The sequence below is a fragment of the Rhodococcus sp. C3V genome, assembly GCF_029269915.1.
Taxonomy (GTDB): domain Bacteria; phylum Actinomycetota; class Actinomycetes; order Mycobacteriales; family Mycobacteriaceae; genus Rhodococcus_F; species Rhodococcus_F qingshengii.
The window spans coordinates 847,067-873,683 of the sequence record NZ_JARJBE010000001.1 but is presented as its reverse complement, the minus strand read 5'-3'; the positions used below and the strand labels follow the sequence as shown (position 1 = coordinate 873,683).

Below are 26,617 nucleotides of genomic sequence, written 5' to 3'. Positions count from 1 at the left end.
TTACACATGTAAGGCGAAGGGGTACGTTCTCATCACTAAACATTCGTAAGGTTACATTCGTAAGGACATGATGAATTCCCTCGAACCCACTGACCGGCGACGATGGGCAGCACTGGGCGCCCTCTGCACATCCCTCGTCGTAGTCACGATCGACAACACCATCCTCAACACCGCTATCCCGACCCTTGCCCGCGAACTGCGGGCGACCACCGTCGACCTGCAATGGATCACCAACGCATACACATTGGCGTTCGCCGCCTTGCTCATCACGGCAGGTGGACTCGGCGCGAGATTCGGTCACCGTCGGATACTTCTGACCGGCCTCACCGTGTTCGCTCTCGGGTCAGCCTTCGCTGCCCTCTCTCACACGTCGTTGCAGCTGATCGGCTGGAGAACAGTGATGGGGGCAGCCGCCGCACTGGTCATGCCGGCGACGCTGTCACTTGTCGTCTCGATGTTCGCCCCGCACGAGAGAGGCCGGGCGATAGGAATCTGGTCTGCAACCGCCGGACTGGGAATCGCGATCGGCCCCGTAGCCGGTGGCGTACTACTCGAACATTTCAGTTGGGGAAGCGTCTTCTGGATAAACGTCCCACTGGTCGCCGGTGTGATCGCCGCGACGGTTTCTCTTGTGCCCCCGGCAAGAGGAATCACGAAGGGTTCGTTCGACATCCCCGGGCTCCTGTTGTCCGCCGGCGGACTGGCTTTGATCGTGGATGCCCTCACCCAGGCAAGCCTTCGCGGATGGTCGTCGCCCGTCACGCTAGTGGAGATCGTCAGCGCAACAGCACTTCTCGCCGGATTCGTCTGGTGGGAGCTGCGGGCCTCGGCGCCGATGACAGACGTGCGCATCTTCACCAGCCGAGTGTTCAGCATCTCCAATGCCATCTTGGCCGCAACGTTCTTCGCCTTGTTCGGTGTTCTCTTCACGTACACGCAATACCTCCAATTCGTTCGCGGTTACGGTCCATTGGTTGCCGGCGTCGGTGCAGTTCCGTTTGCACTGGTGATGGCGGCTGTCGCCTCCAGCAGCGATCGTGTGGTTGGCCGACTCGGGGTGCGCAGTTCGATCGCGGGCGGCCTCGCGGTCATGTCCGTGGGACTGTTGGTCTTGTCGATCGCCGCGGGTAGGTACGCACCGTTCGGGGTCCTGGCTGCGATCATGGCACTGGTTGGCGCCGGGATGGGGCTGGTCATGGCTCCGGCAACAACTGCGTCGATGTCGTCGGTTGCGCCCCAGCAGGCTGCGATGGCAAGTTCGATCAACAGTGTCGTAAGGGAATTGGGTGGAGTTCTGGGCGTCGCCGTCGTCGGGACAGTCGTAGCAACGGTTTTCCGGTCCCGCTTCGAACCCGGAGTCGGCACTTCCACAGTCGATCTGGCGCAGATCCACGCCGACGCTCCCCCGGTGAGCATTGTGGCGGAAGCAGCGAATCAGGCTTACACTTCGGCGATGTGCATGGGAATCCAGATCTGTGCCGCAGCAGCGTTCCTCGGCGCGTTGGCCGTTATTGCCTTGTTTCCCGCACCACGTCGCCCGGCTTCTTGTCCTCCCGCAGACCCCGCCAACTCGGATGGCGAAGGCGTCCGGTCCCCGTCCAATCCATGAACCGCGCCTCACCGACGAGTTCCGGCCTCACCCACACCGCACCCTTGCGGTCATCTGCTGGAAGTTCCTCCCCGAACGGACTTTCCTTCTGACGCAGCGGTTCCAGTGTCGCAAGTAAAGACTCCAAGTCGCGATCACTGAAGCCGGTACCGACGCGCCCCACGTAGGTCAATCCATCCTCACCCGGAATTCCCATGAGCAGCGCCCCGATCCCCTGTGCTCGATTGCCCTGCCCAGTGCGCCACCCTCCGATCACCACCTCTTGAGTGCGCCAGTTCTTCACCTTGATCCAACTCGACCCACGCCGCCCCGGAAGGTAGACCGATGCACGACGTTTGGCGACAATCCCTTCCCATCCGGCATCGGTACTCACCTCCAACGCGTTCTCCGCCGTGCCCTCGATCTGTGGAGGTACCTCGAGCTCACCGACCTTGCCCGCCAACGCATTCAACACGGTGCGCCGGTCCGAGTAGGATTTCCGCAGCAAAGACACTCCGTCGAGGTACAGAAGATCGAAGGCCAGGAACACCGGCTCCCCACCTCGCTGGAGAAGACCGAAATCGGTGACCCCCGCGTCGTTGTACGCCACCACTTCACCGTCGAGAACCACGTCATGACCGTCCAGCACCTCGGCCAACCCGGCAAGGGCGGGATAGTCCCCGGTCTTGTCGTTACCCGCGCGACTGCGAAGTGACATTGTGCCCGAATGATATTCGAGAATCACTCGGATCCCGTCCCACTTACCTTCGAAAGCCCACTCCTGCGAGTCGAGACCTTCGAGCGTTCCAGCGGTGGCAAGCATCGGCTTGAGATTCTTGGGAAACTCCGTTCCGAAACTCGCGTTCTGATCCTTCATCAGATGCATCAACCACTGGTCACCCTTCGTCCGGATCAGCGCGAAGCGTCCCTGCACCCGTTTCCCACTGAGGCGCACGATCACCTCGTCTTCACGCCACTTCTCGGTCTCGTACGTCCCGGAATCCCAAATCGTCATCGAACCGCCGCCGTACTCCCCCTTCGGAATCGTGCCCGAGAACGTGGCGTACTCGAGCGGGTGATCCTCGGTGTGCACGGCCAACCGATTCTCTCCGGCACTGGTCGGCACGCCCTTCGGAACAGCCCAGGACACGAGCACACCATCCCGCTCCAGCCGAACGTCGTAATGCAATCGTCTGGCGTGATGTTCCTGAATCACAAAGGTATTGCCCGCTGTCTCCTTGGTCACCGCAGCAGGGATCGGCTCCGGCGTCCGGTCGGCCGACCGCTTGTTGCGATAGTGCGTCAACGTGTCGGCTACAGCCGCCGAGACCGGCGGATCCAGATCGCCCAGCAGATCACCATCGGATTCGACGCGCTCCAGAACCTCGTCGAACAACAGATGTCGTAGTTTCGGATCGTCGAGTTCGTCCCAACTGCGCGGCGCGGCAACATAGGGTTGATCGCGACCGCGCATCGAGTACGGCGCAATGGTTGTCTTGGCTGCGTTGTTCTGACTCCAGTCCACGAAAATCTTGCCTGCCCGCACATTTCGAGCCATCGTCGCGGTGACGAGATCCGGGTGAAGCTTCTCGAGTCCGGTGGCGATCTGCTTGGCGACAGTCGACGCACCGCTGCCGTCCAAGGCTCGATCCAGTGGAACGTAGAGGTGAATTCCCTTGCTACCACTGGTTACCGGATAGGCAGTCCACCCCAGAGTTGCGACCAGATCTCGAATCGACCTCGCCACCTCGGCGCACTCGGTCAATCCGACGCCTTCGCCCGGGTCGAGATCGAATACCAGTCGTGTCGCCGGACCACGCTCGGAACCGTCGAATCGCCATTGGGGAACGTGCAATTCGAGTGCGGCCTGCTGCCCCAGCCACGCCAGGGATGCAACGGAATCGAAGACCGGGTAAGTGACGACACGATCAGAATGTTGCAGCGACGCACGCGTGAGCCACTGCGGGGCAGACGACGCAAGGTTCTTCTCGAAGAAGGACTGACCGTCCACGCCATTGGGCCAACGCTTACGAGTGCCCGGTCTACCGACGACATGCGGAAGCATGACTGCGGCGATACGGGTGTAGTAGTCGATGACTTCGGCCTTCGTGGTGCCGCTCTCGGGGTAGAGGATCTTGCCCAGATTGGTCACGGACACCGTTGTGCCGTCGAGCGTGATCTGACCCCGATCCGTCGTTGCCATTTCCTCATTGTGCTGGATAGTGCTGCATCTGGCAGTAGAAATCTGGTGGATCGGAAACCTGCCGCTGCGCCAGTCCACGGGCAAGACTGGATTCTCGATGGGAGAGGAGACCACGATGACAGTTCGCAGTTCCGTGGAGCCGTTGGTGGACAACAACTGGCGGATGTTCGCCACCTGTAAGACGGTGGACCCCGCCGTGTTCTATTCGCCGGGTGAAGAGCGCGGACGCAATCGGGCTGCACGGGAGAGTTCCGCGAAGCAGGTGTGCTTCCGCTGCCCGGTCATTCGGGACTGCCTGACCTTTGCACTCGACACCGCTGAACCACACGGAGTATGGGGTGGGACGACACCGTCGGAGCGCCTTGCACTACGACGCTCAGCTGCGTGAACTCCGCTCACACGAGACCCCCGTCACGTCCGTACCGGACAAACAGGCAAGATGGCCTTGTGCCTATGACACGACGCGCTGTTGCCGTGACCGCGATCTTCGCTTGCTCGATCTTGTTGGGCTCGTGTTCGTCGCAGCCGGAGGCACCTGCGGCAGCGGACACCACGACCACGGTTCCCGAGGCATTCACCAAACTGCCCTCGACCACCGCCGTGGACAAGTGCGGACCCCAGAGCGGGACCACCCTCGAAGACGGTGTCTTGACCATCGCCACCGATTCGCCGGCGTACGCGCCGTGGTTCGTCGACAACACTCCGTCCAACGGCAAGGGCTTCGAGGGAGCGGTGGCCCGGGCCGTCGTCGACAAACTCGGGTACAACGCCGATCAGGTTCGCTTCACCACGGTCGCCTTCAACGACGCACTGAAACCAGGCCCCAAGGATTTCGACTTCGACGTCAATCAGTTCACGGTTTCCGGGGATCGCCGCGAGAACGTCGACTTCAGCTCGCCGTATTACGCAGTGGCGCAGTCGGTGATCGCCTCGCGCGGGAGCAAAGCCGCTGAGGCAAAGAATCTTGCGGATCTGGCCGGCTACCGTTTGGGCGCTCAAACCGGTTCCACCAGCCTCGCGGCGATCACCGACACGATTGTTCCGACCACTGCGCCACGCGAGTTCGCGACCACCGACGACGCGAAAGCTGCGCTGGCCGCGGGCGAGATCGACGCATTGGTCGTCGACATCCCGACCGGATTTCACATCACCGAGAACGAACTGCCCGGGTCGGTCATCGTGGGTCAGTTTCCGCGGCCCAACGCGGTCACCGAATTCTTCGGGTTCGTGCTCGAGAAGAACAGTCCTCTGACGGCGTGCGTCTCTGCCGCCGTGGATGCGCTCTACGCCGACGGCACCCTCGAGAGACTCGCAACCGAATGGATCACGGACAGCGCCGACGCGCCAGTCCTCGAGTAGTTCAGCCGGCGCGCCCACTGATCGCGCCGACGAAGACCTTCGGGATGTCTGCCGGTGTCGGAGCGAAGTGGCTGTTGCCGCCGGTGAGAGCCGAAATCTGCTCGAGCACATCGGTATCGGCGTCATCGGTGACACCGATGGTGATGATCGGTACCGGCCGCGTCGGGTCCTGCTCGCGAGTCAGGGTGTCGAGAAGTTCCTGCAGCGAGATACTCGACGGATCATCGTTCGCACCGTCGGTCAGTAGAATCACCGAATTGATCGAGGCCGGATCGTAAGTCTGTTGCATGGACCGATACGCGGCGAGAACGCTGTCGTACAAACCTGTTCCGCCGCCGACGATCGAAGAGAGGCTGTCGATCCGAGACAGCAGTTTGCTCCGATGATCCGTGTCGCCTTCAGTTGCATCCATACGGGCGACAGGTTCGAGTTCGCGGTAGTCCGTGCCCTCGCCGAGGTCTACGGAGAATGCCCAGAGACCCAATTGTGCGTTGGCGGGAAACATTCGGATCGCAATGTCACCAGCCTGTGCAGTCGCGGCCATTCGAGTGACCCCGTCCTGCATGTAGTCCATGGACCCCGAGACGTCGACAACTGCCAGTGCACGGGAAGGCCTGGACAGAATCTCGTACCGCGCAAGCGCTTTGGTGACCACAGTCGGATCGGACGGCACCAGCGAGCCAACTTTTCCCACTCCACCGGCGACCGGCGGGGCCTGATCCGCGCCGCGGAACCCGAGGCCGGCAAGTACGGAGCGCCCGGTGTCCGATGTCAGCGCTGCCGCCAGCAGTTTGCCGGCGTCGACCGCCGCCGACGAGTCTGCACCCACACTTGCCATCGGGTAGTCCATGAAGACCGAACCGGACGACGGTACCGACGCGGTGAGTCGACTGTCCGCATGTGCGGCAAGATAAGCCTCGAAGGTCTGCTCGGTCGTCACCGCGGTCCCGCCGGACGCGTCCACGGTTTGGATGCGTCCGGTCGAACCGGTTTCCTTCAGATTTCCGTACTGCGCTTGCGCCACCGGGACCAGGGCTGCCGAAATGGACGTGAGGTCCCCGCCCCGCGACTGGGCCTCGGCAAAGGCTGCCACGATCGGTGCGCTGGAGACGGCACTGGTGAGGGGATCGCCGATGTGCAGTGCTGGAGCGCCGAGGACATCCGTCCAAGCGGTGGGTGCCTCGCTACCCGGCGCCGAGACAGTGACAACAGGGGTGGACGCGACCGAGTTGCTGATCCGGCGAATCTCCTGCCCGCTAGCCGAAACCTTGTCCAACCATTCGCTCGAATCAGGGATCCATAATGCGGGCGCCGAACCGTCGGCGATCGCCGCGACGGTGAGCACGGGATCTTGCGGCGTCACACTGAGCGAGCTGCACCCGAGTTCCGTAGCGGGGATGGCAGCGGCGACAGCTTCGAGTCCCGAGGCGATCGACGGATCGGCGGCCACGGTCACGGTTTCCGGGTTCTCACAGCTGGTTGCCGTCGCAGCTGTGACAGCACTCGCACCGAGTTCTCCCTTGTCGCTGACGCTTTTGAACGTCACGGCGAATGCTGCGGTTCCACCGACTGCGACTACTGCCAAGAGTCCGATCAGAACCTGCACGGATCGAGGCATGGACGCAGGTGGTGCGCCGTACCCATGACGAGACGACATTGATCGAATCCTTTCCGGCGGGACCCGCATCAATAACCAACCGATGCCCGGTTTATCCCGCCGAAAAGAATCCTAACTCACGTTAGCGGTGAAGTAGCTCGATGTGGAAATCTCCACAACTAGGTGTAGATCTGGACAAACTGGGCCAGCGACTTCTCCACATCGCCTTTGAGCGCCCGCGCCACACTCGAACCGATCGGGCCGAACAACGGCGCGCCGCCCAACTCGACTGTCAGCGCGAGTTCCGACCCGTCGCCCTTTGCCTTCACGTCGAGTTCGAGACCGAGCTTGACCCCGCCCTTGCCGTCTCCCTTGAGCGAGATCGCCTTCGGAACGTCGTACTTCTTGATGGTCCACCGAACGCGGTTGCGCAGGCCCTTCACGGTCACGACCGAGCTGATCTCGGTGCCGACACCCAGTTGTTCGGGAAGTTCACTGCGCCATCCGTCGTGAACCACGAGCCAGTTTTCGTATCCACTGAGATCGGACGCCTTGTCCCACACTTCCTGAGGAGGAAGCGGAACGTCGATTTTCACTGTGAGCTTTGCCATGGCAGAACAATAAGCCCCGTGCGCCTTTTCCGTAACCAGAGGTACCAGAAAGACGCACGGGGCTTTGCCCCTCTTAGTGGCTGACAGCCTTTTCGACGCCGACGCCGGTGAGGGAGCGAACTTCCATCTCCGCCTGCTTTGCCGGATCTTCGATCTTGTTGCGTCCGATGTACGTACCGACGATGCCGAGGACGAATGCCAGCGGAATCGAGACGATGCCGGGGTTCGAGAGCGGGAACCAGGCGAAGTCGGAGTTCGGGAACATCGACGACGGCTTGCCCGACACTGCCGGGGAGAACACGATCAGCGTCAAGCAGCTGACCAAACCGCCGTAGATGCTGAAGAGCGCACCGGTGGTGTTGAACTTCTTCCAGAACAGCGAGTACAGCAGGGTGGGCAGGTTCGCCGAGGCCGCCACTGCGAAGGCGAGGGCCACCAGGAAGGCGATGTTCTGCCCCATCGCCATGATGCCGAGAACGATGGAGACGAGTCCGATGACCACGACGGTGATTCGAGAAACTCGAACCTGCTGCTCCTCGGTTGCGTTGCCGCGCTTGATGACACTGGCGTAGATGTCGTGAGCGAACGACGCCGAAGCAGTGATCGCGAGACCGGCAACGACGGCGAGGATGGTCGCGAACGCCACCGCGGAGATGATGCCGAGGAAGATGGTGCCACCGAGCTCGAAGGCGAGAAGCGGAGCGGCCGCGTTCTCCTTACCAGGCGCTGCCAAGATCTTGTCCGGTCCGACCATGCTGGCCGCGCCGTAGCCGAGAACCAGTGTGAACAGGTAGAAGGCACCGATCAGCGCGATCGCCCAGGTCACCGAGCGGCGAGCTTCCTTGGCAGTGGGCACCGTGTAGAAGCGCATCAGCACGTGCGGCAGGCCCGCCGTGCCGAGCACCAAAGCGATTCCGAGAGAGATGAAGTCGAGCTTCGTCATTCCGGAAAGACCGTACTTGGCACCGGGGCCGAGGATGTCGCGTCCCTGCACACCCTTGGTGGTGGAACTGTTGACCATGTCCTGCGCATTGGCGAGCAACTGAGAGAAGTTGCCGCGCACTGCCCACAGAACGAGTACGAACATGATTCCGGCTCCGGCAACCAGCAGAACTGCCTTGACCATCTGTACGTAGGTGGTGCCCTTCATGCCGCCGACCAAGACGTACACGATCATCAGCACACCCACGATCGCGACGACGATCGACTGTCCCACCTTGCCGTCGATGTTGAGCAACAGGGCGACAAGTCCACCGGCGCCGGCCATCTGGGCAAGAAGGTAGAAGAGGGAAACGGCCAGAGTGGACAGGGCTGCCGCCATGCGCACCGGACGCTGCTTGAGCCTGAAGCTCAGGACGTCGGCCATCGTGAATCTGCCTGTGTTCCTGAGCAATTCGGCGACCAGGAGCAGTGCAACCAACCAGGCGACAAGGAAGCCGATGGAGTACAGGAAGCCGTCGTAGCCGTACACGGCGATCGCACCTGCGATACCGAGGAACGATGCCGCCGAGAGGTAGTCACCGGCGATGGCGAACCCGTTCTGCGGGCCGGTGAACTGCCCACCGCCGGTGTAGAAGTCGGACGCCTTCTTGGTGGTCCGGCTGGCGCGGATCACCAGCGTCATGGTCACGACGACAAAAGCGAGGAAGATCGCGATGTTGAAGGCTGGGTTTCCTACGTCCGTTCCGGACGCGGCGAGTGTGGTGATCACTGTGCGGGACCTTCCAGTTCTTCACGGATGGCGGCGGAGCGGGGATCGAGCTCACGACCGGCGAACTTCACGTACCACGCGGTGATGGCGAAGGTCGTGACGAATTGCCCGAGGCCGAGGATGATGCCGAGATTGATGTTGCCGAGGACCTTGGTGGCCATGAAGTCGTGGGCATAGGTAGCCAGGACGACGTACACCGCATACCAGAGCAGGAAGAATGCAGTGATGGGGAAAACGAACTTGCGCAGACGCGTTCGGAGTTCCTGGAATTCGGGACTCGCTTGCATGTCTATGAATGCCTGGGCATCCGGGGTGCGTCGCTCTTGCGGCGACCCCTCACTGATTTCTGCTGTGGACACTGCCGGCTCCTCGCCTCGCGTGTGAAGTGAACTACGCACAGACGTTAGTGAGATCGGAGTCACATGAAGACGCTGTGGCGCCAGTCACACGGTGAGCAGTCGCGCGCTGCGCCGAACGGTCAGGCAGGCGCGACCAACGGCAGAGGGTTCGGGCGGTGAAAGTCAGGGTTGGCGGAGATCGTCTTCGCGATCGGAGCCCATTCCGAGACGTTCCGGGGCGTGCATCCGCGTGAAGATTCGCGCAATATCTGCCGGTATCTGCTTCGACGACACCTTGCTCACGACGATCATCGTGAGGAACGCCAGCGGCACGCTCACCGCGGCCGGGAACGCGAAAATGGCTGCCGGCCAGCCACCGAGGACGTCCTCCGACAAACCACCCAGGACGGCGACAGTAGCGGCAGTGCCCGCAACACATCCACCGACAACCATCCCCGCCCCCGCGCCGACGGCAGTCAGACCGCGCCACCAGATACCCAGTACGAGCAGTGGGCAGAGCGTCGACGCAGCGACTGCGAACACCAAACCGACGGTTCTCGAGAGGTCGACCGACACCACCGCCAGCGACAGCACGAGAGGAACGACCCCGGCCAGTAGCGCTGCAATACGGAAGTCTCGAACTCGACCACGGAGAACATCGGTACTGACGACGCCGGCGATGCTGACGAGCAATCCGGACGACGTCGACAGGAAAGCGGCGATGGCACCGGACGCCACGAGGGCTGCCAGCAGTTGTCCGCCCCACCCCGAGAACACCGAGCCCGGCAACAGCAGCACCGCCGCGTCAGAGGTGCCGGTGATCAGAAGTTGCGGGACGTACAGTCGAGCGAAAACACCGAGGAGTGTCGGAAACAGGTAGAACACGCTGACCAGACCGACAACGGCGAGCGACGTCAGACGGGCTGCCCGGCCGTCGGGGTTGGTGTAGAACCGGACGAGAACATGAGGAAGGCCGAGCGTTCCGAGGAAGGTCGCGAGCATCAGCGAGTACACCTGGTACATCGGGTGCGGCCCACCGAAACCCCAACCCGGGGTGATCCAGTCAGAGTTCTGCGCGGGCGCTCCGGCGACGACAGGGACGGCGGCTCCCGCGTCGAGGACCATGGACATGCCTTCACCGAGAGTGTGCTCCCCCGGCCCCAGGGTCATCGTGCCTTCGACCGCTCGCCCGTCGACTGTGCCGCCGCTGACCGTCACCGGCTCGGACACCTGGACGACGACGTCGGTGGTGATGTCGACGGTCGTCGCAGTGGTGACCGTCGGCGGCATCGACGCGCCGACGTCGTGGTGATCGCCGAAGAAGTAGAAGGTCAGTGCCACAGCGGGAATCGCGACGGCAGTCAGTTTCAGCCAGTACTGGAAGGCCTGAACGAAGGTGATCGAGCGCATCCCGCCGCCGACGACGTTGGCGATGACGATGACCCCGACCGCTACGCCGCCGATCCAACTGGGAACCCCGAGCAAGATATTGAGCGTCAGTCCCGCGCCTTGGAACTGTGGAATCAAATACAGGATGCACACCATCGCGACCACGAGCATCGCGAGCTTGCGCAATCGCGGTGAGCCGAGACGGAACTCGGCGAAATCGGGGACGGTATACGCACCGGAACGCCGAAGCGGCGCTGCGACGAACAGCAGCAGGGCGAGGTATCCGGCGGTGAAGCCGATGGGATACCAGAGTGCGTCGGCGCCGTACTTGGCGACCAGCCCCGCAACACCGAGAAACGAAGCAGCAGAGAGGTACTCGCCGGAGATGGCCGTCGCATTCCACCGCGCACTGACGGTTCTGGACGCGACGAGAAAGTCCGAGGTGGTACGAGCGAGCCGAACGCCGTAGATTCCGATAGCCACCGTCGCGACAGCTGCTGCCACGATGCCGAGCACCGTCAACACCGGGATAGGTTGTCCTCCCACAGTGCCGCGCTCAGTCGTCCACGATGTCGTTGAAGTCCTGCTCGTTTCGCTCCGCACGACGCACGAACACCCAACCGGTCGTCAACAGCAAGGGATACACGGCGCCGCCCATCACGAGCCACGGCAACCGGATGCCAAGGACCGCGACCTCCGACAGCGTCGGGAAGAGATGCGTCAGCAGCGGCACCGCACACAGGAGCCCGGCTGCGACGACGGCAAGGCGAATCGCCAGTCCCAACTGCGCGCGAACGAGACCGCGGATCATGGCGTCACCGACTTCGGTCTGTTCCTGCACCTCCACCCGTGTTCGCACGATCCGTGCGCCACTACGTTGCGCCAACACAACGCGCTCACGCTGCGGAGGATCGGACTGCGACGTCACCGCGACAACCAACTCTGCTTGGGCGCACGAACCAGTCGATCCTTGAGTTCACGGGTGTGTCTGCGACTGACCGGAAGCTCGACGGGAGACTTGTCGCCGTGCGGGCGCAGACAGACCACCAATCCACTGCCTACTGTTCGGATGCCGGTGACCAGCGCCAGCGACACCAGGTAGGAGCGGTGCACACGCAAGAAGCCCGCGTCGGCCCAGCGTGATTCGAGCGTCGAGATCGGGATGCGCACCAGGTGCGACTTTCCAGCGGTGTGCAAACGCGCGTAGTCCCCGTCGGCTTCCACCCACTCCACCGAGGAACGCTGAACGAGCGTCGTGACACCGCCCAGTTCCACCGGGATCACCTCGTCCGTGGGCGCAGCTTCGGATTTGCTCTCACTCTTGGTGCGCCCGGCCAGCCCCACGATCCGCTGAACGGCCTGAGCGAGACGCTCCTCCCGGAGCGGTTTGAGTAGGTAGTCGACGGCGCCGAGATCGAATGCGTCAACCGCTCGATCGTCGTGCGCTGTCACGAACACCACGGGCGGTGGCGTCGCGAAATTGGAGAGGATGCCGGCCAGTTCGAGACCGTCGAGTCCGGGCATGTTGATGTCGAGAAACACCGCGTCGATGCTTCCACCGCGCAGTATCCGCAACGCTGTCGTCGCATCCGATGCCGTGTGAACGTGCGCCACCGAGTCCTCGGCGCGCAGCAAGAAGGCCAGCTCGTCGAGGGCTGGTTTCTCGTCGTCGACGGCAAGGACGGTCAGCTGGGCATCAGTGTCAGTCTCGTTCACAACAGGTCCATGTTCCCACGACGGTTTCAGCCTGATCATCGAAGGCGAGAATCAGACGTGAATACCCTGCTTGAACTTGGGAACACGCATGCTGACCTTCGTACCGGCACCCGGCGCTGTCTCCACCACGAGTCCGTAGTCGTTGCCGAACGCGGCACGAAGTCTGTCGTCGACGTTGGCCAAACCGACGTGAGCAGCTTCTCGTGCGCTGGGTCGCCCCGATCCCGACTCGATGGCGTCGAGCGAACCGGAGCGCAGTAGTTCGGGGTCCATCCCCACACCGTCGTCCTCGACGCTGATGATGCAGTCCGGTCCCTCGTCCGCAGCCACGATGCTCACGGTCCCGCCCTCCGGCTTACTCGAAATGCCGTGACGAACCGCGTTCTCGACCAGCGGCTGGAGGGCAAGGAAAGGAAGAACCACGTTGAGCACTTCGGGTGCTATCTGAAGGCGGACGTTCAGAGCCTCCCCGAATCGCGCGCGTTCGAGGGTCAGGTAACGATCGATGTTGCGCAGCTCGTCGGCGAGCAGGGTGAACTCACCCGCAGATCGGAACGAGTACCGCGTGAAGTCCGCGAACTCGAGGATCAGTTCTCTGGCCCGCGCCGGATCGGTTCGAACAAACGATGCGACCGTGTTGAGCGCGTTGTAGATGAAATGAGGACTGATCTGTGCGCGCAGGGCACGCACTTCGGCTCGATCCAACAGGGCTCTGGACGCGTCGAGGTCGGCTAGTTCGATCTGACTGCAGGCATATCGTGCCACCTCGGTGACCGCTCCGAGCATTCCCGGCCACGGGTCCTCGCTGGTGACGATTCCCAGTACGCCGACCACGCCGATGTCCTCGATCAGCAGGGGCTGAGCGATCAGCGCTCGCACATGGTGATCGCTCGGTCCGCGCACCAGGTCCGAGTGCGTGACGAGTACCCGGCGTTCGCCTTCGATCGCACGAATGGCGGCGTCATGGAATTGTTCGGACAACGCTTCGTGACGGCCGTCCCACGCCAACAGGTTTCCCGACGCGTCTGCCAGGCCCAGACCGGAGCCGCCGGTCAGCTCGCGTAGGTGAGGCGCCGCCTCGGCGGCCGAATTCTCGTCGAGTCCACGCCGAAGTGGCCGCGCGGCAAGCGAAGCCGTGTGGAGAGCGGCATGGACGGCACGTTCGGTGGGGGTGGTCACCTCACGTCTGGTGCGCATCCACACAGCCGTCAGCGCCCCGGCCACTGCGAGAATCAGCACGCTGAGAAGCGCGACCACGGCCGGACTCAACGCGAGTCCTCGTCCAGTTTCCGTATCAGTGTTTTCGGAGCCACCGTGCGGTACGCATCTTCGACGACGTCGGCTACGTCGTTCCAGAATTTCTCGTCCTCGGTCTCGTCGGCACTCGGAACGTCGAGGTACACGCCGATCCATCCCCGGCCACCCACGTACGGAGGGACGAAGAACCTCGACGGGTCACGACTGACCCAATCTGCCTGCGCCCCAGGTGGGGCCGCGGCCCAGATCGCGACGCGATCGTCGTGGTGGTGATCTGCCATGGTGACGAACTGCGGCGCCTTGCGCACGAACCACGACGCTTCACCGTGGCTGACCCGCTCGGTCGCCTCCGGCAATGCCAGTGCAAGAGCGCGGATTCGCTCCAACGGCGTCATCGATTCACGACCCGCAGGTATTCGGTGCCGGAACACCTGCAAATCGATCCTTCACCCACGCGACAGCTCCCGGCACAGCGGCGCCGTCCGCATGACCTTCACGCGGTCGCGCCTGGAATTCGATGACGTCACCGTCGGCGCAGGCGCGTTCGACTGCCGCCTCGGTCCATTCCGGACGGATCAGGTTGTCATTGGTACCGACGACTACGTACATCGGACCGCTCGCGCGTTGACGGGGAAGAGCAACGTCGCTGAGCCACGCGTGAATTCGGTCCGCATCCTCGGCGGTAGCCGGCCGCGTGTCGGCGGGCGTCACCTTTCCGACCAGACCCAACTTCTCCGTCGCCCGAGAGGTCAGGCACGAGGTGAGCAGGTCGTAGTTCTGCTCGAATGCGCCGCGCACGTAGTCGGTTCGTTCGAGGTCCGGATGGGTGAGGGACAGCCCTTCGAGTACATAGGGCAGCAGCAGTTGCTGAGGCAGTGACAGATTCACCTCGGAATCACTCGAGATGATCGGCGAGATGTCCGCTGCCGGGGACAGGTTTGCTGCACCGACGAATTCGAGTCCGTCGCCGTAGGTGTCGGCTTCCTCGGCTGCCGCCCAGGATGCCTGCCCGCCTTGGGACAGCCCCAGAGTTGCCCAACGAGTCGAGGTGTCCGGAACGACGTTGCGCGCCGCTCGAACCGCGTCGATGACGTTGAACGCCGCGGTGTCCGGTTGCAGGTAAGGATGCGGGTCCGGAGTGCCGAGGCCCTCGAAGTCGGAGACAGCGACCACGTATCCCGAGTCGAGGAACGGCGCGACCAGGCCGATCGTGCCGAACAGGGTCGGCGAGGCCGACGGCGCGCAGTCGTCCGAAATACCCGTCGTGCCATGGCCGATGGAGACGATCGGCCAACCGCCCTCCGGCGGAGTTCCAGGCGGCGTGAACACCGTTCCCGACACCTGAGTCTCTCGGCCGTCGATACCGGAGGTGGAGCCGTACAGGATTTTCACCGCGCTTGCTCCGGACGCCGCCACTTCGGCTGTGCTGGTGAAGGGTTCACTGTCGAACACGACGCCACGTTGCGCACTGCTCTCGACCGACGGGGTTGTCGTGGTCGAGGTGTCGGTGACGGAGACATCCGGCGAGGCATCCGATCCGCAGCCGACGCTCACGAGAAGTGCGCTCGCCACCACGACTCCCCAGACTGCGCGAACCCGCGAACTCCGAACAGTCATACGCAGTGTTCCCCTCTATTTGCCTGCACCGCTACCTGCTCGGCGACGCCTGACACGTTCCTCTGCTGCGGCCTCTTCGATGTCGAGTCCTTCCAATACGGTACGCAATACCTCGTCGTCGAGATCTCCGTCGTCACGTGCGGCGATCAGCGCAACTCGTTGCGAGCGCAGTGACTGATGCCTGAACTTGTCGAACAGAGCTCCCGCATTCCACAAGGCGGCCTCGCGATCGGCGTCCTCGTCGACCTCCTGGAGTTGAAGCCTCGCCTGCATCGAGCGTCGTACGCGTTCGACGATCGCCTGCAGTTCCTTCCCGTCGATCCCCGGCGGAGGGTGCGCGGCCGCGTCTGCCAACGCCTTCTCTCCCGCCTTGCGAGAAATGTTGCGGGCCAACTCCATCTGTTCCTGCGTGCGCAACTGCTCGTAAGGATCCGCGACGTCGAGGCGACGGATCATGAACGGCAAGGTAGATCCCTGGATGAGCAATGTCCCGACCGCGACGATGAACGCGATCGCCTGGATGACGCCGCGTCCGGGGAACGGCTCGCCGGACGAGAGTGCAAACGGGATACCGCCGGCCGCAGCAAGAGTGACGACGCCGCGCATTCCCGCCCACGAGACCACCAGATTCTGTTTCCACGTCAGTTGATTCTCGCGATCACGGCGCAGGGTTACACCGAATCGCACACGCGAGTAGCTCAGGAACAGCCACACCGGCCGAATCACGATGACAACGGCCAGGACTGCGAGACCGTACGCGAACACGTGAAGCACCGGAAGTCCGTCGGCGACAACATCGTCGATCACGAAGCTCAGCTGGAGCCCCATGTACGCGAAGACGAACATCTCGAGAAGAGTGTCCAGGCTCGACCACACCGAGCGCTCCTGCAATCGCGTCATGATCGACGCGTCCGTCGAATAGTGCCCGATCACCAGACCAGCGACCACAACGGCCAGAACACCGGACGCGTGTAGTTCTTCAGCGGCCAGGTAGGCAGCGAACGGAAGCACCAACCCCAAGCCGGTTTCCAGTGGAGAGTCGTACATGCGGGCACGAACGAACTTGACGACAAACGCGAGCACCAAGCCGACGACAACGCCGCCGATCACTTCGTACGCGAAGAACAACAGGGGCGAATCGGTGGCAATTCGCGTTCCGGTCACTGCTGCGACGGCGACGGTGAAGAGCGTGAGCGCGGTGGCGTCGTTGACGAGCCCCTCGCCCGTCAGGATGGCGATCACCCGTTTCGGGAGCCCGAGCTTCTGACCGACCGCCACCGCGCTGACGGCGTCGGTCGGCGCGATCACGGCCCCGAGCACCAGGGCGGCGCCGATCGTGAACTCGGGCACCATCCATTCGGAGAAGAAGGCAACCACGAACGCCGTCACCAACACCATTCCGACGCCGAGGCGCAAGATCGGGGCCAAGTTGCGTTTGAAGGTCGCCACCGAGAATTTCAGAGCGGCCGAGTAGAGAAGCGGCGGCAGGACCACACCGAGAATGACGTGGGGATCGAGTTCCGGCCGCGGCATACCGGGTATGAAGGATGCGACCGAACCTACCGTCACCAAAACCAGCGGAGCCTGCAGGTTTCGTCGATTGGACAGCCCGGTGACTGCGATGGCGGCAATGACGACCAGCAGAATCCAGGTGAAGTTCACGCGTTCATTCTGCCTGCCGACCCTGGGAGTTCACCCAGCGGACGCACAGAAGCCCGCAACCTTTTCGGTGACGGGCCCCTGAGCAACGGTGCTACCGAAAAACGGTATGCCGAATCCGGTATTACTGCTTTTCGGGAACAGCCTTCTTGGCGGCCTCAGCTGCCTTGTCGATCTGATCGCCGTACTTGTTGCCGGTCTTGTCGTCGGCGATGTCGGCGACCTTGTCGATAGCGTCGTGAACCTTGTCGGAGTTCTCCGCTGCGAGCTCCTGGCCCTTTTCGACCAATCCCTTGACGTTGTCCAAGAAACCCATGTCCGTGTCCTCTCCCGGTGCTGACGCACATCCTTCGGCGGAATCGTTCCTCCGCGCCCTTCGATTCTCACAGGTCGACGGCCTCTGCGCCAGAAAGCAGGTCCGTGCGTTCGAGCCGTGCGCAACTCGAGGTAGCGTTAACCCGCCAATAGCTGATTGACCACCCATCGACATCGACAGGTGCCCGGTTTGAATGCAGGACTGCGCGGGACGGGGAGCGACCCCTACCCCACGCGTGAACTGCTGTCCCGGTGGTGGTCGGATCGCACCGATTACACCTGGCTCCCCCGATTCCTCGACACTCGCGGGCTGACCGTTCCCGGACGCAAATTAGTCGCGGTGTGGTGTTTTCTCTTCGCCCTGATCGCGGCGACCATGCAGTTGAGCCGCTTCGGTTCCGACACCGCCCTGGCGCGGTCGATCTTCGCCCTCGGAACTATCAGTGGCGCCTATGCGGGCTACCGCTGGGCGCGTAATGAATCGTGGCCAACTTGGCGACAATCCGTGGCCTTTGTCGTCTGGGCCGACCTGTGGCTCGCCGTCACTCTCTTCTTCGCCGTGCGCACCGCTTTCGTCGGAACCATCGGCTGCATCTTGTTCATCATGATCGGCTTCTATGCGGCGATAGTTCACAGCCCTCGCGTTGCCATCAGCCACATCGGTTGGGCTCTTGCTGTCTGCACGACGCTCGCTGCCATGGCGATGTCCGAGCCGGTCAACGACGACTGGGTGGTCGTGAATCTCTATCTGATGGTTGCCGGTGTGGTTTTCTCCACCGCGTGGATTCTGCAGATCGTCTGGCTGCGCCTGACCGACGACGCACGCAACGCCCACCGGGACTACCTCACCGCGACACTCAATCGCCGCGGACTCCAGGACGAGGCACAGCATCTGCTGCGCAGTGATCGAACGCAGGCTCTGATCGCACTACTCATCGACGTCGACTCGTTCAAAAACCTCAACGACACGCACGGGCACGTCGCGGGCGACGACGCGTTGACCGCTGTCGCCGACCGCCTCATCGCTGCCGCCGGCCCCGATGCGGTGGTGGCTCGAATCGGTGGAGACGAGTTCGTCGTCCTGCGCGGAGTCGATCGAGGAGATATCGAGCAGGTCGCCACCGAGATACATTCGGCGGTCTCGTCCGACTCCGATCCCTATCCTGTGTCCGCCAGTACCGGCGTCAGCGTCTATCTGAGTCCCGAGACGGACTTACCGGATCGAGCTGTCAACGAACTGATCGAGCACGCAGACAATGCGATGTACCGAGCCAAGAAGCGCGGCGGCGATCGCATTGCCTGGGTGCAGATGTTCAGGCGCTGAAACTACTCACTCACTGTGGGCATGGTGATGCTCGCCGGGCAGGTCGTCGGGTGTCGCGAACATCTTTCGTTTCTCCCCGTGCAGGCGTGCGCTGATCCACCACGAGAGTTCCACGAGTACAACGCCGATCGCGCCGAGGGTGATCGCGAGCGTCGTCGCAGCGACGTTGCTCGGATCCAGTTTGAAGAACTCGCGGGTGAACGGCAGCGCGAACAGGATGAGGTATCCGGCCACCGATCCGCCGATCAGAACGAGCTTCCACCAGACGTACGGCCGAGCCACGACGGCCAGAACCCACACGGCGATCATGATCAACGTGATGAGCGCACTGGTTCCGGCCTGGATCTTCTGGGTTTCCGTCTGGTCCGGGCCTTGGTAAGCCAATACGTAGGAGATGAACGTGGTGATGCCGATGATCAGGCCCGACGGCAACGCCAGACGCATCACGCGCGAGACGAAACCGGTTCGCGCGCGCTCGTTGTTGGGTGCCAGAGACAAGATGAAGGCCGGGATACCGATCGTGAACCACGCTGCGATCGTGACGTGGCGGGGCAGGAACGGGTACGGCAGCGGTTCGAAGTCGAAGACCTGGGACAGGACGCCGGTGATGCCGATCAGGAACGCAAGCACCACCGAGTAGACGGTCTTGGTCAGGAACAGATTCGACACACGCTCGATGTTGCCGATCACTCGGCGGCCTTCCGCGACGACGTACGGGAGCGTCGCGAACTTGTTGTCCAGCAGCACGATCTGGGCCACGGCTCGAGTAGCCGGGCTGCCCGAACCCATCGAGACTCCGATGTCGGCGTCCTTGAGTGCGAGCACGTCGTTGACGCCGTCACCGGTCATCGCGACGGTATGTCCGCGAGACTGCAAGGCCGCGACCATTTCCCGCTTCTGATCCGGTCGCACTCGACCGAACGTCGTTGCTCCGTCGAGAGTGTCCGCCAGCTTTTCCTGATCGCTCGGCAGCTCTCGCGCGTCGATGGGACGGTCGCCGCCTTCGAGTCCGAGGGATCCGGCAACGGCGCCGACGGAAACCGCGTTGTCGCCGGAAATGACCTTGACCGCGACCTTCTGGCTGGCGAAGTACTCCAACGTCTCCTGGGCGTCCGGGCGCACTTTCTGCTCGAGCACGACCAGAGCTTCGGGGGTGACGGTGCCAGGGGCGTCGGCGTCGTCGACGGGGAGGTCGCTGCTGCCGAGCATGAGGACACGAAGTCCGCTCGATCCCACTTCCTCGGCCTTGCGGGCCATTTCCGAGTCGGGATCGAGCAGCACGTCCGGGGCACCGAGTACCCAGTTGCCGTGACTGCCGTACGACTGGCCGCTCCACTTCTTCGCCGAGGAGAACGGCGCTACCGCTGTCGCTTCGCCCCACCCGGAGTCGTCGGAGAGAGACTCGCGAATCGCCAGGACACTCGCGTTGGGGCGAGGGTCGGACGCGGCCATCGCGCTCAACGCGGACTTGACCGCAGTCTCCCCCGATCCACCCGGTGCGACGTCGACCTCGGACAGGCGCATACCGTTCTCGGTCAGCGTTCCGGTCTTGTCCGCGCACACCACGTCGACACGAGCCAGACCCTCGATCGCCGGCAACTCCTGAACGAGGCACTGGCGCTTGCCCAACCGGATCACACCGACCGCAAATGCGATGGACGTCATGAGCACAAGGCCTTCGGGAACCATCGGAACCAGAGCTGCCACCATGCCGTTGAGTGCCGGTCGGATCGGCAGGCCGATCGTGAAGAGCTGATTGAAGATGATCAGCGCACCCGCCGGAATCATCAGGTAGGTGATGAACTTCAGGATCTTGTCGATGCCGCTACGCAGTTCGGAATGCACGAGGGTGAACTTGCTCGCCTCTTCGGCCAGCTTGGCCGCGTATGCATCGCCGCCGACCTTGGTGGCGCGGTATGCACCGCTGCCCGCGGCAACAAAACTGCCCGACAACACTTGCTGGCCACTCGCCTTGTGAACCGGATCGGCTTCACCGGTGAGCAGCGATTCGTCGACCTCGAGTGCGGCCGAACTGACCACCTCACCGTCGACGACTATCTGGTCACCGGATCCGAGTTCGATAATGTCGTCGAGCACAACATCTTTGGGCGCCATCGCCACGGCGACGCCGTCACGCCTGACCATGGGCTTGGCCTGACTCACGATGGCCAGAGCGTCGAGCGTGCGCTTGGCGCGGATCTCCTGGATGATGCCGATACCGCTGTTCGCGATGATCAGCAGTCCGAACATGCCGTCGATGATCGAACCCGTCGCGAGCACGATCACCAACAACACGGTCAGGATCGCGTTGATGCGAGTGAAGACGTTGCCGCGAATGATGTCCTTGACCGAGCGGGACGCCCGGTCCGGTACATCGTTGGTTTGTCCCGACGCGATCCGGGCCGCAACCTGATCGGCGGTCAGACCGCGGGCGACGTCGACGTCGTCCGGCAATCGCTCAGGGGCTACCGCCACTGCTGTCTCTTCTGAACTGGTGTGCTCGTGAGCCATGGTCAAAGATTACGCACCCGGAGCAACTAATCAGGGTGCGACTCGACAGGCAACCACGTCCGCGACACTTCTCCGCTCAGCCCAGCGGTATCCACCACTTCGACGGCGGTGTCGGTGACAACGCGTCGATCCTGCCGCCCGGCATCGGGACCGACACTGTTGTGCCCGCATCTGCAGCCGACTCGTCGAGGCGAATGATCGGCTCCGACCACGAGTGAAACGCGAGGTTGAACGTCGCCCAGTGAATCGGGACGAAGACACCGCGCGACCCGTCGCCCTTGTTGAGGTCGATGTGCGTCTGCACTGCCTCTTCCGGATTCATGTGGATGTCCGGCCAGCGCACGTCGTACGCACCGACGGGGAGAAGCGTCAGATCGAAAGGCCCATAGGTTTCACCCAGCTGTTCGAAACGTGATGTGTATCCGCTGTCACCACCGAAGAAGACCCGGTGCTTCGGCCCGGCGAATACCCACGACGCCCACTGGGTCGTGTTCCGGACAAGGCCACGACCGGAGAAGTGACGAGCCTCCGTGCACGTGAGGACCAGGTCGCCGATCTTGGTCGACTCGTCCCAGTCCAGTTCCACGATCCGGTTCTCGGGCACCTTCCAGTGCCGCAGGTGCGCACCGATACCGATCGGCACGACGAACGGAGCGGTCTGTGTACGAGTCAGGGTCTTGACCGTAGCCATGTCGAGATGGTCGTAGTGATCGTGAGAGATGACTATCGCATCCACTGCAGGCAGTTCGGTCAAAGCCACCGGAGTGGGGTGCATGCGTGCGGGACCTACTGTGGCCGAGGGTGATACGCGTTCACTCCACACCGGATCGGCGAGAACGCGGTAGCCGTCGACCTCGACGAGAACGCTCGAATGGCCGTACCACGTCACCGCCGCGTCGCCGGCTGCCGCCGGTGCCAGCGGAGTGGCCAACGGAATCGGCTGACGCGGCCGACCCGTCGACCCTCGCGTGGCCATCGACTTGAACATTCCGACATCGGTGCCCGGAACCAGTGTGCTGCTGGGCTCCGAGTTGTGGAACTGGCGGTCCCGGTATCGCGGGGACATCGCCGCATACGGTTGCACCGTGCTTCGCGAGGCCCCGATCTGCGTCGGGATGCCCCATGCGGCTCGCGCCACCCACCCCGTCGCCGCGGCAACAGCAGCAACTCCGAGAACCGTCGTCTTCTTCATTCAGACGAGCGTAGCCACTATCTGCCCTGCGTGCCCGGCGCCTGTTTTCCCTGCAACCAGCTTTACTTACCCTTGAATACGGGAGGGCGGTTCTCGATGCGGGCAGCGCGGGCTTCCTGGACGTCCTCGCTGAGCCAGGCGGCGTGAAGCGCGTCGAACTGCTCGGGAGACTGCTCCTCCATGGTGCCGTCGTCGTTGAGAACCATCTTCATGTGCCGCAACGACAGCGGTGCGAGATTCGCGATGCGGTGTGCCCATTCCTGAGCGTCGTCGAGGGTTCCGATTTTGTTGGCGAGGCCGCGAGTGAAGGCTTCTTCGGCGCCGATCTGTTCGATGCCGAGCAAAATGGTGCGCGCGGGACCGCCGCCGACCAGCGACGCGAGCCGACGCATCGTCCACTTGTCCACCGAGACACCGAGGGTGGCGGCCGGGATTCCGAAGCGAGCGCTCGGCGCTACGACGCGAAGATCCGACGCGATGGCCAGTTGCGTGCCCGCGCCGATGGCCGGACCGTTGACGGCAGCGATGACCGGGATGGGCGCCGTGTCGATAGAGCGAAGCATCTCGAACAGGCGATCGGTGAAGCCCTCCATGTAGACGTCGCCGGAGAGGTCCGCGCCTGCACAGAACGCCGATCCCTCACCGGTGATGACGACGACGTGCGCGTGCTCGGCTACCGCCGCGTTCATCGCGTCCCGTATTGCGATGCAGAGTTCCGCGCTGAGCGCATTACGACGCTCGTGACGCTGCAACTCGATGGTCACGACGTTGCCGTCACGGGAGAACCCGATCATGTCCGCTCACTTTCGTTTCTGGAAGGCTCGACACAGGGATGTTCCGAGGCGCCGATACCGTCCGCATACTTCTCTGCAGCTAAGTTCTGTACATCAGGAGGTTAGATTACCGATGAGTACAGACGACCTTGCCGCACAGCAACCACACCCGGTTGACGTGGTGGTGATCGGCGCCGGACAGGCCGGACTCTCCGCCGCGTACTACCTGCGCAAGTTCGGAATCGAGCCCGAATCGGGGTTCGTGGTGCTCGATCATGCGTCGGGGCCGGGCGGGGCGTGGCAGTTCCGTTGGCCGAGCCTGACACTGAGCACCGTCAACGGCGTCCATGACCTCCCGGGAATGTCCTTCGCGGAAACCACCGGTACAGACGCCGAACAGGTGCCTGCATCGGTGGCGGTCCCCCACTACTTCGAACTGTACGAAAAGCAATTCGAACTTCCCGTCCACCGCCCGGTACACACGCGAGTGGTGTGTCCGAGGGAAGAGCGCCTGCGGATCGAGACCGACCAGGGAGTATTCGCGGCGCGAGGCTTGATCAACGCGACGGGGACCTGGGAGCGGCCCTTCATCCCCCACTATCGCGGGGCCGAGTCGTTCCGTGGCCGACAACTGCACACGAAGGACTATCGAACCGCTGCCGAGTTCGAAGGCAAACATGTCGTCGTGGTCGGCGGCGGGATCTCGGCTGTCCAACTGCTCGACGAGATCTCACGCGTCACGACCACTACCTGGGTGACGCGGCGCGAACCCGAGTTCCGCGACGAGCCGTTCACGCCGGACATCGGCCGCGCTGCGGTTGCCATGGTCGAAGATCGTGTACGACGCGGCCTGCCACCGGGATCCGTTGTCTCGGTGACCGGCCTCCCCGTGACGCCTGCCATCCGGGCAGCGCGAGACCGTGGTGTGATGAATCGACTGCCGATGTTCTCCGAAATTCTTCCGAACGGCGTGAAGTGGGCCGACGGTACCGTCGTCGACGCCGATGTCATCTTGTGGTGCACCGGTTTTCGTAGCTCACTCGATCACCTGGCGCCGTTGCACCTGCGCGGACCGGGTGGCGGAATCCCGATGACCGGGCGCCTCGCCACGCAGGTCGAAGCCGACCCTCGCGTGCACCTGGTGGGATACGGACCGTCGTCGTCGACGATCGGAGCCAACCGCGCCGGCCAAGCGGCAGCGCGCGAACTGACCGCTTACCTGGGAATCGGCGAATGAACAGAATCCTTGTTCCGGGCGAAACCTGCTGGCGCATCGAACCGGCGGACAATCTTGCCTGCATCGTCGACGCCGCTGACTACTTTCATCATGCGAAGTCCGCAATGCTGCAAGCTGAGAAGCGAATCATGTTGATCGGCTGGGACTTCGACACGCGCATCAAACTCGAACCAGGCAAGCAGACTCTCGACGGCCCCAACCGGTTGGGAATGTTCCTCCGCTGGCTCGTCCGCGAGAAACCCGACCTCGAAATCCTCGTACTCAAATGGAACATCGGCGCGTTCACCGCAATCGGCCGCGGCATGACTCCCGTCTTCGTGTCCAACTGGCTGACCGACGAGCGCCTACGGTTCGAGATCGACGGCGCCCACCCGGTTGGTGCGGCGCACCATCAGAAAATCATCGTCATCGACGACGCTCTGGCGTTCTGCGGCGGCATCGACATGACTGTGGACCGCTGGGACACCTCGGATCACGTCGACCGAAACGATTATCGAATCACGCCGAGCGGAAGGCGTTACGGCCCTTGGCATGACGCAACCACGGCGGTCGACGGCAATGCGGCTGCGGCCATCGGCGAATTGGCGCGGGCACGCTGGAAATCCGCAACCGGCGAGGATCTGACAACGGTCAAGAGCACTACGACTCCATGGCCCGTCAATTTGGCTCCCACCTTGCGGGTGGTCGACGTAGCCGTCGCCAGAACATTGCCGGAACTCGGCGAGCGCGCGGAGGTTCGTGAGATCGAGGCGCTGTATCTCGCGGCCATCGCCGGCGCCGAACACACGCTGTACATCGAAAGCCAGTACCTCGCATCACGCACGCTGGCCGAGGCGATTGCCGCGCGTCTACGTGAGGCCGACGGGCCGGAAATCGTTCTGGTCATTCCCCGCAATGCCGATGGATGGCTCGAACAAAAGGCGATGGACGGGGCACGCCACGACCTGCTGCATTTGCTGTGGTCGGCCGATATCCACGACCGTTTCGGTGCGTTTTATCCCGTGACCTCTTCTGGCGCAACTATTTACGTACACGCCAAGGTTCTCGTGATGGACGATCGCCTCCTGCGAATCGGGTCGTCGAATCTCAACAACCGTTCGATGGGCTTCGACACCGAGTGCGACATCGCCGTCGAATCCGACGACGACGCAGATGTCGAGTTGCGCGCCTCGATCATCGGATTGAGGCGCCGCCTACTCAGCGAGCACCTCGACGTCACCGAGGAAGAAGTCGACGACGCGTTGGGCGAGCAGTCACTGTTGTCGACGGTTCGCGCTCTCGCGACCTCCGACGCTCGCAGTCTGCGCGAATTCGACCGGAACACAGTCGACGGCGAAGACCACGTGCTCGCTGAAAATGCACTGATGGATCCCGAGCACACGCCACCCAGACTGAGCGATCGAATCGAAGGATTGCGCCGCCTGCTCGGCAAACGCTGAGACTCTAGAACACGCGCACGCAGTGCCCGGTTGCCAGCGCGAGTTCGACGAGCGTTGCACCGTGAACACTCGGGACGAGCGCGAGGAGAAACGTATCGCTGTCGCTGTCGAGCCAGGCAAGTGAAACGCCCGTATCGGTGATGTTGTCGCCGATACGGGCGAGAAGCGATTCGAGTCCAGCAGCTCGATCGAAGGCCACGACAAGACTGTCCGCCCACTCCCACGATCCCGCCGGCGCCGACGTGAGCACTCGCAGCTGACCCAGAACCTCGGCAGCATCCTCGTTCCAGTCCACCCAGACCAGGCGTTCTTGTTCGTGCAATGCGTCGACGAGAGCAAACCACGCCATTTCCGGGTGTGGCTTCTCGAGCGTCTGTGAGTACAACTCGTTCTGTACTTCGACATACCGTTCCGGTTGGTCGATCGCGAGAGTCACACGATCGATGACAACAGCGCTGGCAGGGGCGAGCAGTTCGGCGATCGCGCGCAACGCGTCGCGAGCAGTTCCACTCACTATGGCTCCAAGTTCAATTCGGTCATCGGTGCGGTTTCCACATTCTGACATGCGTGTGCGCCTCGTTCGGACGCGTCCTCGATGTCGGGACACGAGCCAGATGCTTGCCGTGAGTTCCACGAATTCCCGGGCAGCACCGCTCGCCGAGCTACCAAATTGGACTTTCCGGCTATCCCATTCGCCGCACTTGTCCGTTTACCCTTTCACCTGGCCTTACAATCCGGATATAGTCATCGGCGATCCAAGAAGCCAACTGGGATGTAGCGA

At 62.9% G+C, this 26,617-nt stretch carries 23 protein-coding genes; 6 read left to right on the top strand and 17 right to left on the bottom strand.

Features of this window, described 5'->3' with window-relative positions:
- The first annotated feature begins 67 nt into the window (after positions 1 to 67).
- Positions 68 to 1,609, top strand: a complete 1,542-nt coding sequence (locus tag P3G66_RS04340; RefSeq protein WP_276116227.1) for an MFS transporter — start codon at positions 68 to 70, stop codon at positions 1,607 to 1,609.
- On the opposite strand, the gene P3G66_RS04335 is transcribed toward P3G66_RS04340, so the two are convergent.
- The gene (locus P3G66_RS04335) at positions 1,509 to 3,791 is read right to left on the bottom strand and encodes an ATP-dependent DNA ligase (RefSeq protein WP_276116226.1); all 2,283 of its coding nucleotides are present in this window, start codon (positions 3,789 to 3,791) and stop codon (positions 1,509 to 1,511) included. The two genes, P3G66_RS04340 and P3G66_RS04335, sit on opposite strands and share 101 nt — an antisense overlap.
- Positions 3,792 to 3,906: 115 nt before the next feature.
- On the opposite strand from P3G66_RS04335, the gene P3G66_RS04330 reads away from it, so the two are divergent.
- Together P3G66_RS04330 and P3G66_RS04325 are read left to right on the top strand one after the other, a co-directional pair.
- Complete coding sequence (locus tag P3G66_RS04330) at positions 3,907 to 4,179, top strand: WhiB family transcriptional regulator (protein WP_050654722.1); 273 nt, start codon at positions 3,907 to 3,909, stop codon at positions 4,177 to 4,179.
- A 65-nt stretch (positions 4,180 to 4,244) separates the two neighbouring features.
- Positions 4,245 to 5,150: a transporter substrate-binding domain-containing protein gene (locus P3G66_RS04325; protein WP_030534940.1), complete on the top strand. Its 906-nt coding sequence runs from the start codon at positions 4,245 to 4,247 to the stop codon at positions 5,148 to 5,150.
- Between the two features lies 1 nt (position 5,151).
- On the opposite strand, the gene P3G66_RS04320 is transcribed toward P3G66_RS04325, so the two are convergent.
- The 12 genes from P3G66_RS04320 to P3G66_RS04265 all read right to left on the bottom strand — a co-directional run bounded on the left by P3G66_RS04320 (position 5,152) and on the right by P3G66_RS04265 (position 17,361).
- The gene (locus tag P3G66_RS04320) at positions 5,152 to 6,807 is read right to left on the bottom strand and encodes a substrate-binding domain-containing protein (protein WP_276116225.1); all 1,656 of its coding nucleotides are present in this window, start codon (positions 6,805 to 6,807) and stop codon (positions 5,152 to 5,154) included.
- 119 nt (positions 6,808 to 6,926) lie between these two features.
- The gene (locus P3G66_RS04315) at positions 6,927 to 7,358 is read right to left on the bottom strand and encodes an SRPBCC family protein (RefSeq protein WP_003939735.1); all 432 of its coding nucleotides are present in this window, start codon (positions 7,356 to 7,358) and stop codon (positions 6,927 to 6,929) included.
- Positions 7,359 to 7,431: 73 nt separating this feature from the next.
- Entirely contained in the window at positions 7,432 to 9,069 is a 1,638-nt protein-coding gene (locus tag P3G66_RS04310; protein ID WP_003939876.1) for a cation acetate symporter, read from the bottom strand.
- Entirely contained in the window at positions 9,066 to 9,428 is a 363-nt protein-coding gene (locus P3G66_RS04305; RefSeq protein WP_003939976.1) for a DUF485 domain-containing protein, read from the bottom strand. Before P3G66_RS04305 ends, P3G66_RS04310 begins: the two co-directional genes overlap by 4 nt.
- Before the next feature lie 162 nt (positions 9,429 to 9,590).
- Positions 9,591 to 11,342 carry a cation acetate symporter gene (locus P3G66_RS04300; RefSeq protein WP_030534942.1) on the bottom strand — a complete coding sequence of 584 codons (1,752 nt, stop codon included), beginning with the start codon at positions 11,340 to 11,342 and terminating at the stop codon, positions 9,591 to 9,593.
- A gap of 10 nt (positions 11,343 to 11,352) precedes the next feature.
- Positions 11,353 to 11,724, bottom strand: coding sequence for a membrane protein (locus tag P3G66_RS04295; protein ID WP_003939880.1), 372 nt, complete (start codon positions 11,722 to 11,724; stop codon positions 11,353 to 11,355).
- The gene (locus P3G66_RS04290; protein WP_276116224.1) at positions 11,721 to 12,551 is read right to left on the bottom strand and encodes a LytTR family DNA-binding domain-containing protein; all 831 of its coding nucleotides are present in this window, start codon (positions 12,549 to 12,551) and stop codon (positions 11,721 to 11,723) included. The genes P3G66_RS04295 and P3G66_RS04290 overlap by 4 nt, the downstream gene beginning before the upstream one ends.
- A gap of 12 nt (positions 12,552 to 12,563) precedes the next feature.
- A complete protein-coding gene (locus P3G66_RS04285; protein ID WP_030534943.1) occupies positions 12,564 to 13,781 on the bottom strand; it encodes a histidine kinase in 1,218 nt (405 codons plus the stop codon).
- Complete coding sequence (locus P3G66_RS04280; RefSeq protein ID WP_042921394.1) at positions 13,778 to 14,164, bottom strand: MmcQ/YjbR family DNA-binding protein; 387 nt, start codon at positions 14,162 to 14,164, stop codon at positions 13,778 to 13,780. Before P3G66_RS04280 ends, P3G66_RS04285 begins: the two co-directional genes overlap by 4 nt.
- 4 nt (positions 14,165 to 14,168) lie before the next feature.
- Positions 14,169 to 15,386: a lipase family protein gene (locus P3G66_RS04275; RefSeq protein WP_276116223.1), complete on the bottom strand. Its 1,218-nt coding sequence runs from the start codon at positions 15,384 to 15,386 to the stop codon at positions 14,169 to 14,171.
- 15 nt (positions 15,387 to 15,401) lie between these two features.
- A complete protein-coding gene (locus tag P3G66_RS04270) occupies positions 15,402 to 17,048 on the bottom strand; it encodes a Na+/H+ antiporter (protein WP_042451113.1) in 1,647 nt (548 codons plus the stop codon).
- A gap of 121 nt (positions 17,049 to 17,169) precedes the next feature.
- Entirely contained in the window at positions 17,170 to 17,361 is a 192-nt protein-coding gene (locus P3G66_RS04265; protein ID WP_003940164.1) for an antitoxin, read from the bottom strand.
- Between the two features lie 180 nt (positions 17,362 to 17,541).
- Between P3G66_RS04265 and P3G66_RS04260 the strand changes: the two genes are divergently transcribed.
- Positions 17,542 to 18,684 carry a GGDEF domain-containing protein gene (locus P3G66_RS04260; RefSeq protein WP_003940053.1) on the top strand — a complete coding sequence of 381 codons (1,143 nt, stop codon included), beginning with the start codon at positions 17,542 to 17,544 and terminating at the stop codon, positions 18,682 to 18,684.
- 6 nt (positions 18,685 to 18,690) lie between these two features.
- Here the strand turns inward: P3G66_RS04260 and P3G66_RS04255 are convergent, their stop codons facing one another.
- The 3 genes from P3G66_RS04255 to P3G66_RS04245 form a co-directional block, all read right to left on the bottom strand.
- The gene (locus P3G66_RS04255) at positions 18,691 to 21,195 is read right to left on the bottom strand and encodes a cation-translocating P-type ATPase (RefSeq protein WP_003940410.1); all 2,505 of its coding nucleotides are present in this window, start codon (positions 21,193 to 21,195) and stop codon (positions 18,691 to 18,693) included.
- Between the two features lie 76 nt (positions 21,196 to 21,271).
- The gene (locus P3G66_RS04250) at positions 21,272 to 22,387 is read right to left on the bottom strand and encodes an MBL fold metallo-hydrolase (RefSeq protein WP_136470752.1); all 1,116 of its coding nucleotides are present in this window, start codon (positions 22,385 to 22,387) and stop codon (positions 21,272 to 21,274) included.
- 62 nt (positions 22,388 to 22,449) lie between these two features.
- Positions 22,450 to 23,181, bottom strand: a complete 732-nt coding sequence (locus P3G66_RS04245) for an enoyl-CoA hydratase (RefSeq protein WP_276116222.1) — start codon at positions 23,179 to 23,181, stop codon at positions 22,450 to 22,452.
- Positions 23,182 to 23,293: 112 nt separating this feature from the next.
- Here P3G66_RS04245 and P3G66_RS04240 point away from each other — a divergent pair, with 112 nt between their 5' ends.
- Both P3G66_RS04240 and P3G66_RS04235 read left to right on the top strand, forming a co-directional pair.
- Positions 23,294 to 24,397 carry an NAD(P)-binding domain-containing protein gene (locus tag P3G66_RS04240; protein ID WP_276116221.1) on the top strand — a complete coding sequence of 368 codons (1,104 nt, stop codon included), beginning with the start codon at positions 23,294 to 23,296 and terminating at the stop codon, positions 24,395 to 24,397.
- On the top strand, positions 24,394 to 25,836 hold the full coding sequence (locus P3G66_RS04235; RefSeq protein WP_276116220.1) for a phospholipase D-like domain-containing protein: 1,443 nt from the start codon (positions 24,394 to 24,396) through the stop codon (positions 25,834 to 25,836). The genes P3G66_RS04240 and P3G66_RS04235 overlap by 4 nt, the downstream gene beginning before the upstream one ends.
- A 4-nt stretch (positions 25,837 to 25,840) precedes the next feature.
- Here P3G66_RS04235 and P3G66_RS04230 read toward each other — a convergent pair whose 3' ends face one another.
- Entirely contained in the window at positions 25,841 to 26,350 is a 510-nt protein-coding gene (locus P3G66_RS04230) for a hypothetical protein (protein WP_276116219.1), read from the bottom strand.
- Positions 26,351 to 26,617: the final 267 nt, after the last annotated feature.

What these genes read in the sequence shown, in the direction of transcription:
- P3G66_RS04340 (WP_276116227.1), top strand. Translation starts at nt 68, where the DNA reads ATGATGAATTCCCTCGAACCCACTGACCGGCGACGATGGGCAGCACTG.
- P3G66_RS04335 (WP_276116226.1), bottom strand. Translation starts at nt 3,791, where the DNA reads ATGGCAACGACGGATCGGGGTCAGATCACGCTCGACGGCACAACGGTG.
- P3G66_RS04330 (WP_050654722.1), top strand. Translation starts at nt 3,907, where the DNA reads ATGACAGTTCGCAGTTCCGTGGAGCCGTTGGTGGACAACAACTGGCGG.
- P3G66_RS04325 (WP_030534940.1), top strand. Translation starts at nt 4,245, where the DNA reads ATGACACGACGCGCTGTTGCCGTGACCGCGATCTTCGCTTGCTCGATC.
- P3G66_RS04320 (WP_276116225.1), bottom strand. Translation starts at nt 6,807, where the DNA reads ATGTCGTCTCGTCATGGGTACGGCGCACCACCTGCGTCCATGCCTCGA.
- P3G66_RS04315 (WP_003939735.1), bottom strand. Translation starts at nt 7,358, where the DNA reads ATGGCAAAGCTCACAGTGAAAATCGACGTTCCGCTTCCTCCTCAGGAA.
- P3G66_RS04290 (WP_276116224.1), bottom strand. Translation starts at nt 12,551, where the DNA reads ATGATCAGGCTGAAACCGTCGTGGGAACATGGACCTGTTGTGAACGAG.
- P3G66_RS04280 (WP_042921394.1), bottom strand. Translation starts at nt 14,164, where the DNA reads ATGACGCCGTTGGAGCGAATCCGCGCTCTTGCACTGGCATTGCCGGAG.
- P3G66_RS04275 (WP_276116223.1), bottom strand. Translation starts at nt 15,386, where the DNA reads ATGACTGTTCGGAGTTCGCGGGTTCGCGCAGTCTGGGGAGTCGTGGTG.
- P3G66_RS04265 (WP_003940164.1), bottom strand. Translation starts at nt 17,361, where the DNA reads ATGGGTTTCTTGGACAACGTCAAGGGATTGGTCGAAAAGGGCCAGGAG.
- P3G66_RS04255 (WP_003940410.1), bottom strand. Translation starts at nt 21,195, where the DNA reads ATGGCTCACGAGCACACCAGTTCAGAAGAGACAGCAGTGGCGGTAGCC.
- P3G66_RS04250 (WP_136470752.1), bottom strand. Translation starts at nt 22,387, where the DNA reads ATGAAGAAGACGACGGTTCTCGGAGTTGCTGCTGTTGCCGCGGCGACG.
- P3G66_RS04245 (WP_276116222.1), bottom strand. Translation starts at nt 23,181, where the DNA reads ATGATCGGGTTCTCCCGTGACGGCAACGTCGTGACCATCGAGTTGCAG.
- P3G66_RS04240 (WP_276116221.1), top strand. Translation starts at nt 23,294, where the DNA reads ATGAGTACAGACGACCTTGCCGCACAGCAACCACACCCGGTTGACGTG.
- P3G66_RS04235 (WP_276116220.1), top strand. Translation starts at nt 24,394, where the DNA reads ATGAACAGAATCCTTGTTCCGGGCGAAACCTGCTGGCGCATCGAACCG.